We start from the raw sequence: 11,671 nt of genomic DNA, 5'->3' as shown, positions 1-11,671 counted from the left end.
ACGGAGCACGCTGCCGCCCTCGGGTGAGAGTTGCAGCTCAATGCGGTGGAGGCCCCGCGCGTTATTTGAAAAGGCGCCGTGATGAGGTGAGCCGCCTGGAAACTTCTGGACCGGATGCGATGTCGCTGATCTGGGCGGCTATGCCTTATCGCATGCAGACCGCGCAAAATGAACCGAAGCGAACGTGGACTTCATGTGGCGCTTCCATCGAGGATGCGCTCAAGAGATTGGTACGCGTGTTTGCTCCTTCAATCCTTCAAAGGCGAAGGCCGTCGATACATCAAGCAACTCAACAGCAGACGTGAGTCGATCATAGAAACCGCGATAATCGTCCATGTCGCGCAGCACGACCTTTAGCAAGAAGTCAATTTCTCCGCTGAGTCTGTGAAATTCAACAACGATTGTTTCGCGCTCGACGAAAGTGCGAAGTTTCGCGAACCAGGCTTTGTCGTGTTGACGGGTCCTTAACATGACGAACGCGATCGTTGTGTATCCGACGAGCCGCTTGTCCACAATCGCAACAATACGGGAGATAACGCCCGTTTCCTTTAAACGGCGCAATCGACGCCAAGCAGGCATTTGCGAAAGACCAACACGCGTTCCTAACTCAGCGACGGTGAGGTCTCCTTCGTCCTGCAGGATGCGAAGAATCTTTTTATCCATCTCGTCCATCGCGTGCGTTCCTAGCGAATGTGGCCCAACCAAAGCTATTATAGCTAAGAAATATCGTGTGAGCATTGATTAAATAGTGGCAGCAAGGAGGTGCTGAACTCACCGGAAAAGCTAACTGTTGCCGGGCTCACGGTCGATGCGGGGGGGTCACCGAGAGGTAACTGTTCGTGTGCCGCGGCGTGGAGCCCATCCGTTGATGGAGCAATAGATCATTTGATGCGAGTGGATGAGCACGTGTCTTTAAAGATCCAGACCTGAAGGTATGAGTCGGGAGGCGACGTGACTGCTCAACAGTGGACTCGTTCAATCGGAGCGCGTCACTGCGGGTAGTGCAATAATCGATTTTCCGATCATCCCCTGATTGGAAAAACTAACTGGAAATGTGAAGCAAAGACACCCTAACTTGGGCTCACCGAGGCGATTGTTCGCGCCAAATATCGCACCCCGCCAAAGACACCGAGGAACTATGTTTGCATTGGATCACATTACCGTCGGAGCGCTCACGCTCGAGGACGGTCTTGATTACGTCGAGAAAGCCTTGGGTATCAAAGTGCCGCAGGGGGGCTCGCACGCGCTCATGGGAACGCACAATCACCTCATGCAATTGGGGAAAGGCCTCTTCCTCGAAGTGATCGCTCCGGACCCAGCATTGACCCCTCAACGACCTCGTTGGTTCGGTCTTGATGGCAAAGAGCTTCGAGCTCAGCTGGAGCGATCGCCACGGCTTATCACCTGGGTCATCCGGACGGATGATGTTGCCAGGGTGATTAAGCAGCTTAATGACAAAGACGCAGAAGCCGTACGCGTTTCGCGCGGTACGCTTAGTTGGTTGATATCGGTTGCTCCAGATGGATCGATGCCGTTAGGCGGAGCGTTTCCGACGTTTATTCAATGGCCGCACGGCCCGCATCCCGCGGAAAAAATGGGCGATTGCGGTTGCTCGCTCGAGCGGCTTGAGGTGTCTCATCCACAAGCGAACCGCATCACAGATGCGCTTAATAGCTTGAATTTCGGCGACGCACGGCTGAGTTACGCGTCGGGCGAGTCGCGCCTTCTGGCGACAATTAGGACACCGGTCGGACAGCGCACCCTTTCATAGTTAGAGTTCAGAGGCGACATAATGAAGACGCTAGGTTTAATCGGCGGCATGAGTTGGGAGTCAACGGCGCTTTACTACAGCGGGTTGAATCGCGGAGTCTCAGCGAGGTTAGGCGGACTGCATTCCGCGAAGATGGTCCTTGCGAACGTAGATTTCCAAGAGATCGTGGAATTTCAGCAAAGCGGGCACTGGGATGAGGCGGGTATCTTTCTCGCCGACATCGCAACGAAGCTGGTTGCAGCGGGCGCTGAGGGGATTGCTCTCGCCGTCAACACAATGCACAAAGTTGCGCCCGCCGTCGCCGCAGCCGTGAAAGTCCCGTTTCTAGATATCCGCGATGCAATCGCCAAAGACTTGCGGTCGAAAAACATCGTGGTCAGCGGCCTCCTCGGAACGGGCTATGTGATGCAGGAAGACTTCTACCGCAGCCATCTCGAGGATGCGGCCGGCGGAGGTGTTCTGGTTCCTGAGAAGCAGGTGGCGGCCGATCTCAATCAGATCATCTATGATGAGTTGAGCAAAGGTGTCGTCAATGACAAAGCCCGCTCGCGCGTTCTGGATATGATCGGCGACCTTCATCGCCAAGGGGCCGGAGCCGTGATCCTCGGTTGCACGGAATTGCCGATGCTGGCGCTCGATAGCTCCTCTCCGATCCCGCTGCTCGACTCAACTGCCCTCCATATCGAAATGTGCCTAAACTTCATGCTCGGAGACGATGCAAAGTCATCAGACCGAACGTACTATTGACGATGGCTGTCGAGCCATAGGGCGTACTTAGAGTAAATTGAATATGCGAGCTGTTGTGGATGAGGGACACGCTTGGCCCGAGCCCGATCCAGCGCGACTAAGGTAAAAAACAGCTCAAATCAGAATGCAAAGCCCTGAGGCTTGGTCAGCTCAGTTTCTCTTGTATGTCCATGTCATCTCGTCATGCCCCGTTCATGGATTAATGCGCCTGAAGTGCGACCATACGTCGCTCGATTATCCAACCCATCAGGCGGCGCTCCGGCCCGGCCTGTCGCAGGATGACGGCGCAAAGCGCAGGAGACAGCGGCAGTGCGTTGATCGCGGACATCAGCGTCGCGACACTGATCGTCACGGCGAACTGGCGGAATAGTTCGCCTGATATGCCTGGAATGAAGCCGATTCGTCGCCTGCGCCGACCATAGGCCAGGCTCCTTTACCGTGACGCGTTCGACGTTCTCGACGACGAAGATCGCGTCGTCGGCGACGATGCCGATCGCAAGGACCAGCGCGAGCAGCGACACGGGGTTCGCCGAATGGCCGAGGGCCAGCAGCAACGCGAAGGTGGCGATGAGGCTGACCGCACCGCCACGATGGGAATGATCGTGGCGCGGAGATTGCCGAGGAAGATGAATACGACCAGGGCGACGAGGACGAACGCCTCGACGAGGGTGTGAATGACGGCCTCGATCGTGGCGTTTACGAAATCGGTCGAGTCGTAGATGATAACCCTCGACGATCAGACCGTATCCCGCAGCGATGACAGGTACGCGCCAAGGCCACCCAGTTCGCTCTGGCGGGATATGAGAGTAAAATCGAGAGGCAATGACTTGTTGCCCGGCGTCCAATGCCGTTTAACACCCAGGATGCCTCTCATCGCATCCGGGTCCCCGCCGGGAACGGCGCCATCTCTGTATTGAAGCGTCGCGAGAGCCCAGAATCTTTCCTAACGTTCGAAAAGACGGATAGGCGCGTTTCGCGACAGACAGGCCCGTGCTTTTAGCCGCATAAGCGAGAAGTTCGACCCGATCATTCGACGGTTGGTTGGGCACGATGCAAGGGGACGGATTATCCTTACCGGGAATGGTATTGATCTGTCGGTAGACATGGGCGGAGACCGCAGGACGGCCGCGATCGACTCGCTCAAGATCCTTGCTTTCGACCTTGCAGCGATGTGCGTCAGCATTGAGGGCGCGACTCGCGTGCCTTCATTCCTGCTTCATGACAGCCCCCGTGAGGCCGACCTTGGCTTGTCAATCTATGGAAGGCTCTTCGATATCGGTCAGGAGCTGGAGCGTGTGGGTGGAAAGCCTCTGTTTCAGTACATCGTAACGACGACGACAGCGCCTCCAGCCGAGTTCAGGGAACGTCCGTACCTGCAGCTCAAGCTGCATGGCGATCCGCCTGCGCAACGCTTGCTTGGGGTGGACTTGTGACTCGCACGGAAGGCCGTCTCGCTGCTTATCCATTCGTCCTTCTCTCTGAGCTGCGAGATGCCGCGAATGAGCATGGCTATCGCATCGGTCCCGAAGAGGCCGGTGGATGGATCTTTTTCCGATCGGCCAGCGCGCCAGGAGAGATCGGATTGGCCGCCTCGAATGCGTCCGGTCCGTTCTTTCTTTCCCTGATGTTGGCGAGCGTAGTTAGGACGATAGACTTCCAACCAGCAACCCCGTGCGCCAGGGGCCATGCAGGAGCCTTCCTGTTTGCTACGCTTAATGACCTACATATCGGAGTCCAGGCGGTGTATCGCTTATCGGTGAGCTTGCCCGATTATCCTCTTGAAAAATATGAAAGGGCGGTCGCGGGGATTGGCCAGACCGAAGGCGAGCGTGCTGAAAAATTTAGGATTGGGCAGAACATATTTCGAGATGCGCTAATTCAATACTGGAACGGAATGTGCCCGCTGAGTGGCATTGCGACCCCAGCTTTGTTGAGAGCCTCCCATATGATGCCGTGGTCTGACTGTGCGACCGATGCGCAGCGACTCGACGTACATAACGGGCTTTTATTGTCAGCGCTATGGGACGCAGCTTTCGATGCAGGCCTGGTGTCTTTCAATGACGATGGCAACGTTTTGTTCTCGCCCCATTTAGACCTAGCTGCGCGTTATGCGCTTGACGGTACTCAAGTGCGGAAGATCGATCTTCGTAACGAGCAGAAGGGATATTTGGCCTATCATCGGAGATACGTCTGGAAACATGTATAGTCTGAAGCACCGCTAGAAATGCCGATCAATCTTCTCCGGATGAATTGACCGCTTCCACCTCCATCGAAGTGATTCGCCAGACCTTCGACCCTATCCCAGCGACCATCGTATCCGCGATTATACGCGAGACGTTGCGCTACGCGTGCTGCGGTGTCAGGGGTCGCGATACGATCGAGCAGATGTCTAAGGCCATCATCGCTCAAATCGAGTCATCCGAGCGCTATGACGTCTAGAAACGTCACGCTCAGCGTATCAGCCCGTTCGAACGCTAGAACGCTTGGATCCATGGGACGTGATGCGATCCGAGAAAATTTGAAATCTCGCGTGTATGATCGGACCCCCCGATGTGAAGGCGCGCGTCGAACTGCATTGTTGGCGGCAAGTGACGAAGACCTTTTTTGAAAATGAATTGACGATTTTCCGGCGCGATCATTGCGATCGCGCCGGCTTTCTCGTTAGACCATCGCCTCGTTGCGGAACGAGAGCCGCAGCCTGTCACCACCGGGATCGGCAGTGACTTCGACGCCCACTCGCTCACCCGTGACACCCAAGACAGCCAGACGGGTGTGACCGTTCGAGAGGTTCACGATCGCGCCGGGCCGCAGAGCGATCCGCCCCAGATCGTAGAGGCGGTACGTCTCTTCGGCGGCGGCCCGGTCTTCGATCTTGACGAAGAGCGAGACCACCACCAGATCATGATCCATGATCGCGACCTTGGCCGGGATCATTTGGCCGTTGACCGGTGTGGGCATGTGCCTCACGGAGGCAATAGCACCGCCGATCAACTGGTTGGCGAGGTCAGGCCTCTGGCAGAGAGAGGTGAGGAGTTTGATGGACTTCATGGGTCCGTTCCTTCTACTGGTTGCGTTTGCGTGCTACCGATGACCTTCAAGTTGAAACGTCATTTGCAGCACGCCTTACCCAATAGGACTGGATCGGCCCCCCAGTTTAGGGGCCGGAAGAAGGCCGGTTCACTCCCTTAAATCCATGACCCGAAACCAGCGCAGAACAACCTCCTTTCGAGGAGGCTGTCGTGGTTGCGAGTATTGGGAAGGGCATTTCTGCCGGCTATTATCTGCGGCGGACCGAATACTATCTCTCTGGACAAGAGCCCGACGGGGTCTGGCTGAGCTCGTCGTCCCCCCTTGGCATCGTTGCCGGTCAGACGGTCGAAGCAGGCTTGTTTGAACGTGTTCACGAGGGGCTGGGGCCGGACGGCAAGTTGCTGCTGACCAACGATGGCGGCAGAAAAGGGCGCGTGTCGGGTTACGACATTACCCTGAGTGCGCCAAAGTCGGTCAGCGTTTTGTATGCGCTTGCAGATCCTGCGACGCGCAAGGCGATCGAGAATGTGCAACTGGAGGCGAGCGAGGCCGTGGTCGCGGCGTTGATCCGTGAAGCGGCATTCACACGTCGCGGCAAAGATGGCCTAATCTTGGAAAAGGCGTCACTGATCGTTGCGGCCTTCCAGCACAGTGAATCGCGGCCCGCGCCGCATGCGGATGGTCGTTTATTTTCCGATATGGATTTGCATACACATTTATGTATCGCAAATCTTGCTGAGCGGCCGCGACGTGGGCCAGACGATGGCATTTCCTGGGGGGCATTGGACGGGCGCGCGCTGTTCGCACACAAGATGGTCGCCGGCAGCGTCTATCACCTCGCACTGTCATCTGGGCTCGAACGGCTGGGATTTCGCACCGAGGTGAGCGGAAAGAACGGCATTTTCGAGCTACGCCACCCCGACGGCAATCCGGTCATCGCCGAACACGCCGCTCGCTATTTCTCAGCGCGCCGTAGCCAGATCGAGAGGCGGCTCGCAGAATACGATGTCGATAGCGCTAGTGCTCAGCAACTCGCTGCTGCGGTTGGGCGCGCCACCCGTCTATCGAAGGCGGATGTCACGCAAGATCGTTTTGAGATGTGGGCCGAACGGGCCGCCGAGCAGGGCATCGAAATCGCCGATCTTTCGGTCATATTGAAGGTGGGTCGCCGGCGCACCAAGCGTGAGGCTAAGAAGCTCATCGAAGAAAGGTTGGCGGCGCTTCCGCGCGAGCTCACCGAGCATGAGTCGGTATTCGAACGACGCACGCTACTTGCTGCGATCGCAAGTGCTCTGGTCGGCACCGGCGCCGATGTAAATCGGATCGAATTCGAGACGGATCGTTTGTTGGAGTCGAAAGCGATTCTTGAGTTGAGCTCCGACATCTACGGACATGGCCTTTATTCCACGCCGGAGATGGTCGCCATTGAGCGTGATCTTCTGAAAATCGGCCGACGCGAGGCAAAGCGACGATGGGCGGGCGTGGATCCCGCCGTTATCGAGCAGGAATGTATCCGCCGAGGTTTGTCGGGCGAGCAGCGTAGCGCCGTACTTGCTGCGACGTCCGCGGACGCGCTAACGATCGTGTCCGGCGCGGCCGGATCGGGCAAGACGACGGCGTTGAAGATCGTCGTCAATTGCTACAAAGATAAGAAAATCCTAGCGAGTGCAACTGCCTGGCGTACGGCCCGGATGTTGAATGAAGAACTGAACGTCCCAGCATTTGCGATCGACAGTCTGCTCGCGCGGATCAGGATAGGGCAACCGCTCCTCGACAAGAACACGGTTCTTCTGATCGACGAATGCGGTCAGATCGGTTCGCGCAGTATGCACGAGTTGCTGCAAGCATCCGCAAAAGCTGGGGCGAAGGTCGTTCTCGTCGGCGACGCGCAACAGTTGCAGCCCATCTCTGCAGGACCGGCACTGAAAATCCTGTCGAGCGTCATCGAGCCCAACCGCATTGACAAGATTATCCGCCAGCGCGAGCAGTGGGCCCGCGATGCCGCGCGGTCATTTGCCGCTGGCCTCGCGGCCGAAGGCTTGGATGCCTATGACCAACGGGACCGATTGCAGCCCTGCGCGGGCGGCGAGGCAACTGTGATTGCGGCTGTGGATCAGCATCTCTCCGCGAAGCGTGCGCTACCGGGTCACAAACATCTGCTGATCGCGAAATCTAACAAGGTCGTTCGCGCGCTTAACGCGGAACTCCGCAAGCGCCGGAGAGACGAAGGTCTCTTGCAAGGCCCGGACTTCGTGGTCAAGGCCGGCGACGCTTCCGGACGTCCGTTCCAGCTTGCGCTGGCTGTCGGCGACGACATCCGTTTCGGTGTCCGGCAGGACAATATCGGCGCTGGTGTCATCAACGGAACGGTCGGCCATGTGCTGCAGGTGACCCAGGCCGATGATGGCAATCTCCAGGTCAGGGCTCAGATCGATGGCAAGCAGGTGGCGTTCTCCACCGCGGCGCTCCGGGACAAGTCGGGTTATGTTCGCCTTGGTCACAATTACGCGGTGACGGCCTACAGTTGCCAGGGGCTGACGGCAGAGACCGCCACTGTCGTTCTGGATACCGGATTCGATCGTCATGACACTTATGTCGCCATGAGCCGCTCCCGTGGCGACACAAGCGTGTTTTACGACGGGGATTTGCTCGCCGCCAAGCTTGCCGGCGCGCAGGAGTTGAATGCCGCGAAGAGTGTTCCGACCGAGCAGCAACGCCTTACCTTCCTCGCAAACAGCATCGGCCGTGCCAACTTGAAGACGTCTACGCTGGCGTTCGGTCACGTCGAACGAAGGAGCGAACGGATCCGCGAGCAAAAGCAGCGATCTATGCCGGGACGATAGCTAGCTTGAGCGCAGATGAACGTGCGCTCGCTCGGCTTCGTTGAATAGCTAATCGGGTTTCTATTCAAACTCGATCTATTTTTCAGTGAGTGAATTGGCGGACTTTCCGGCCTTGAACTCACAGACCCGGAAGCATGCTTTCTCACATCACGTCGGTGATTGGCGCCGTCTCGAAGTGAGGATCCACAGATGACCACAACGACACCTGTTAACCCGCCGCTTGCATGTATCACCACGTCAAAGAAAGGCGGGACGGGAAAGACGTTCCTGATGGCCACGATCGCGGATATGCTGGCCGTGAATGGATACGCATATAGCGTTTTCCAGGCCGATGACAAGCGACGGCTCGCCTCGTTACTCGGGACAAAGGTCGTCGACTTGCGGCCCAATCCCGACTTGTTGATGGGCGATCCCGCGCTTGTCCGCAAGGCATTCACGCCGCTCCATACCGCCTGCAGCCAGGCGATCGATAGCCAGAAGTCTGTGCTCTTCGATATCGGTGCCGACGAAGTTGAGAATGTCGCGAACTTCCTGACCGACGTCGAAATGGACGAAGATCTCGTCGCTTGGCATTTGCCGATGATCGTGTTCGTTTTGGTCCAGGCCGAGACGGATGCAATTGCGTCCGCTGCGGAGACGATCCGCCGATTCCGTGCGGCAGTGCCGAGTGCGCGGCTGGTCCTCGTCGAGAACCAGTTCGAGCGTGGAGCGCTGTCTTCATTGCGGGCCGCTGGTCCTGCACGTCAGCAGTGGGAGAAGGATCTCAAGCCGCTGCTGGTGGATGTCACCTGCATCACGATGCCGGCGATCTTGTCCGATTTCTGGGAACCGTATGAAAATGCCGGCCTGCGATTTTTGCGCGCACTCGCGATGGATCCGAGGGAGGGGGCAAAGCGCCTCCAGATGGAAGTCGGAGATGTCAAAATCGCGCGGCGGGCAGTCGCTGTGTATTTCGCGAAGATGCACGCCGCACTGTCGCAGTTGATCGCTCTGCCCAAGGGAGGCGTGTAATGGCGGCTCCGACAAAAGATGGCGGCCGCCCGGGCAAACGCTCGATTTTGATCCCGAGCCTGCGAAGCATCATCGATGAAGGCAACGAGGAGATTATCCGCCAGATCGATGCCGCCGTCACCGAGGTCGTGGCTTCGGGCGTTCCGGTCGACCCCGCCCGGGTACGCAAATGGGGGCAGGCCGGGGAAAAATACTTCGCGAGACGACTGCTCGGCGAACTATTACCGCACGCTCCAGATCGCACGGTCATGACGGCGCCTATCACCAAGGCGGTCAAGAAATGGAAGCGAGCCCAGCCGGTGAGCGGCAACTCAACGTCTGCTAAGTCAGCGAAAGTCGCTAAGCCGATCATCACGACCGAGATGGACTGGATCGACCGTGAGCGTGACCGCTGGTCGATTACAAAGGGCGCCATGGTCCGCGGCTTAATGGCAGCCACGGCGTTCCTGCTCCTCGCCGTCACAGTATTCCAGCACTAACCACAGCTCTCACTTCTTCTCAAAAAAGGCATGCGCTATGACTGACCTACTCGCAACAGATCCCGGTCTCACCCCCCGTCCGATGAAGGCGCAGGCCGTCTACACCGGCGTGACGGTGACGCTGCTCGCAATGTTCGCCTGCATGCTGTTTGTACTGGTCGCGCCACCGCGTGCCGATTTTTTTGTTGCAAACCGCTGGATAAGCGGCGTGACGCGGTTGCTTGACTATCGAAAGTCTCTCTCGTTGTTGCAGGAGCGTTGGATCGTGCTTATCGCCACAATTGCCAGCAGCATCGCGGCAGGGGCTTATGCTGCATACGATGCGTGGGTACAGGCTCCTCTGATCGAGCCCTTCGACACGCCGAACCCTGCCGATGGACGCATCTACTATGATGAGGATGCGCGCCTCAAGCTGCGCGCGCGTTTCGAACGCGAAGCCGGTCGCCGCGCTGGTGATGGTATTTGGCTTGCCCCGCATCTGAACATGCCGTTCCGGCTGGAAACGCGCAACATCATGGTTGTCGGCGCGAGCGGGCACGGCAAGTCCAACATTGTCCGGGCACATGCGGATCAAATGATCCGGCGTGGCGACCTCGTTGGTCTCCATTGCAACAAGGGCGATGTAACACAATCCTTCGATTTGAACGACGTCATCCTGATCTCGCCAGCCCATCGCAACGGGTGGGCTTGGGACATTGCGGCGGATATCGACGGGCCGGCTGCTGCAGCCGAATTTGCCAAGGACGTCATCCCCGCATCCGATCAGCCGTTCTGGTCGGACTCGGCGCGCCTTATACTCGCCGACACCATCTCGGCCATGAATGCAGAGAGAGGAACAAGCTGGAGCCCTGGTGATCTACTGCTCGCGTTGTACGGCGATCCCCAGAAACTACGCGCGCAGATCTCGCAGATCGACCTCAACGTCAGTCCTTTGTTTGGGCAGGGCGACGACAGTGATGCGCTTGATCGGACCGTTAAGAGCATCATGTCGACACTGTTTTCGGCAGCGACTTATGCACTGCGGCCGATGGCTTATGCCTGGGCCAATATACCGCCCGAGAAGCGCTTTTCCATCAAGGCGTGGTTGCGGGATGACGGCCTCTTGTCGAGGATCCTGATCGTTCAGACATCGCCCAACTTCGCTGAGATGTCCACCACGGTGTGTGGCGGCATTCTGCGCCGCATCTGTACCGCAATGTCCGATCCGTCCATGCATATCGACCCGAACCGGCGCGTCAACCTGGTGCTGGACGAGATGTACTCCTTGGGCCGCGTCGAGGATCTGGCGCGTTCACTGTCGGTAGGCCGTGAAAAAGGATTGGTGTGTGTTGCAGCACTCCAGACCCAGTATCAGCTCAACGATCTCTACGGCGACGAGGCGGAGCTTCTGATGGACATGTTCCAGATGAAAATCTACACCGGCCTTGTTGCAGGACCGAGTGCTGAGCTTGCGGAAAAGACGATGGGCCAGCGTGACATCATCTGGTCAGTGCCCAACCGACATCCTGGCAAGGATGATGTCCGTAAGTTCTTGAAGCGGGAGGAGAAGGTTCCGGTCGTCTCGGCGGTGCAGTTGACGCGTGACCTCGGCGTCTTCGAGAATGATGAAGGCAAGGAATATGTCCGAGCCATGATCCACTATTCCGGCGCCGTCTACCGTTTCGACTGGCCTCTAACTGTCTGGAAGAAGGTCGGGGAAGGCTTTGTCCCTGCTAAGTGGACGCAATACGTTTCTAAAAGCGGGCCGCCGCAGACGTGAGAAAGTGCCGTGGCGGCAGCACGCCGCCAAG

The 11,671-nt window shown here is 57.7% G+C and carries 10 protein-coding genes and 1 pseudogene; 8 read left to right on the top strand and 3 right to left on the bottom strand.

From position 1 onward, the window contains the following. Nucleotides 1-219 precede the first annotated feature (219 nt). Nucleotides 220-672, bottom strand: coding sequence for an Lrp/AsnC family transcriptional regulator (locus tag CHC01_RS13680; RefSeq protein ID WP_176454588.1), 453 nt, complete (start codon nt 670-672; stop codon nt 220-222). A gap of 466 nt (nt 673-1,138) precedes the next feature. On the opposite strand from CHC01_RS13680, the gene CHC01_RS13675 reads away from it, so the two are divergent. After that, nucleotides 1,139-1,771, top strand: coding sequence for a VOC family protein (locus tag CHC01_RS13675; protein WP_089264857.1), 633 nt, complete (start codon nt 1,139-1,141; stop codon nt 1,769-1,771). Between the two features lie 21 nt (nt 1,772-1,792). Next, nucleotides 1,793-2,518 (top strand): aspartate/glutamate racemase family protein, encoded by a 726-nt coding sequence (locus CHC01_RS13670; RefSeq protein WP_089264856.1) that lies wholly within the window; start codon nt 1,793-1,795, stop codon nt 2,516-2,518. A 232-nt stretch (nt 2,519-2,750) separates the two neighbouring features. On the opposite strand, the pseudogene CHC01_RS13665 reads toward CHC01_RS13670, so the two are convergent. After that, a pseudogene (locus CHC01_RS13665) lies at nt 2,751-3,242 on the bottom strand (efflux RND transporter permease subunit); the annotation flags it as partial. A 379-nt stretch (nt 3,243-3,621) separates the two neighbouring features. On the opposite strand from CHC01_RS13665, the gene CHC01_RS13660 reads away from it, so the two are divergent. After that, nucleotides 3,622-3,951, top strand: coding sequence for a hypothetical protein (locus CHC01_RS13660; RefSeq protein WP_210421672.1), 330 nt, complete (start codon nt 3,622-3,624; stop codon nt 3,949-3,951). Continuing rightward, a complete protein-coding gene (locus CHC01_RS13655; protein ID WP_089264855.1) occupies nt 3,948-4,724 on the top strand; it encodes an HNH endonuclease in 777 nt (258 codons plus the stop codon). Before CHC01_RS13660 ends, CHC01_RS13655 begins: the two co-directional genes overlap by 4 nt. A 455-nt stretch (nt 4,725-5,179) precedes the next feature. Here the strand turns inward: CHC01_RS13655 and CHC01_RS13645 are convergent, their stop codons facing one another. After that, nucleotides 5,180-5,566, bottom strand: a complete 387-nt coding sequence (locus tag CHC01_RS13645) for a hypothetical protein (protein ID WP_141137101.1) — start codon at nt 5,564-5,566, stop codon at nt 5,180-5,182. Nucleotides 5,567-5,757: 191 nt separating this feature from the next. On the opposite strand from CHC01_RS13645, the gene mobF reads away from it, so the two are divergent. From mobF to CHC01_RS13625, 4 genes are all read left to right on the top strand, one after another. After that, nucleotides 5,758-8,391 carry a MobF family relaxase gene (mobF, locus tag CHC01_RS13640; RefSeq protein ID WP_089264852.1) on the top strand — a complete coding sequence of 878 codons (2,634 nt, stop codon included), beginning with the start codon at nt 5,758-5,760 and terminating at the stop codon, nt 8,389-8,391. A gap of 189 nt (nt 8,392-8,580) precedes the next feature. Further along, nucleotides 8,581-9,402, top strand: a complete 822-nt coding sequence (locus tag CHC01_RS13635) for a nucleotide-binding protein (RefSeq protein ID WP_089264851.1) — start codon at nt 8,581-8,583, stop codon at nt 9,400-9,402. Further along, nucleotides 9,402-9,881 carry a hypothetical protein gene (locus CHC01_RS13630; RefSeq protein WP_089264850.1) on the top strand — a complete coding sequence of 160 codons (480 nt, stop codon included), beginning with the start codon at nt 9,402-9,404 and terminating at the stop codon, nt 9,879-9,881. Before CHC01_RS13635 ends, CHC01_RS13630 begins: the two co-directional genes overlap by 1 nt. 37 nt (nt 9,882-9,918) lie before the next feature. Next, the gene (locus CHC01_RS13625; protein ID WP_089264849.1) at nt 9,919-11,640 is read left to right on the top strand and encodes a type IV secretion system DNA-binding domain-containing protein; all 1,722 of its coding nucleotides are present in this window, start codon (nt 9,919-9,921) and stop codon (nt 11,638-11,640) included. Nucleotides 11,641-11,671: the final 31 nt, after the last annotated feature.

Source organism: Tardiphaga sp. OK246 (genome assembly GCF_900188215.1).
GTDB lineage: Bacteria > Pseudomonadota > Alphaproteobacteria > Rhizobiales > Xanthobacteraceae > Tardiphaga > Tardiphaga robiniae.
This window is presented reverse-complemented; position numbering and strand designations above follow the sequence as displayed.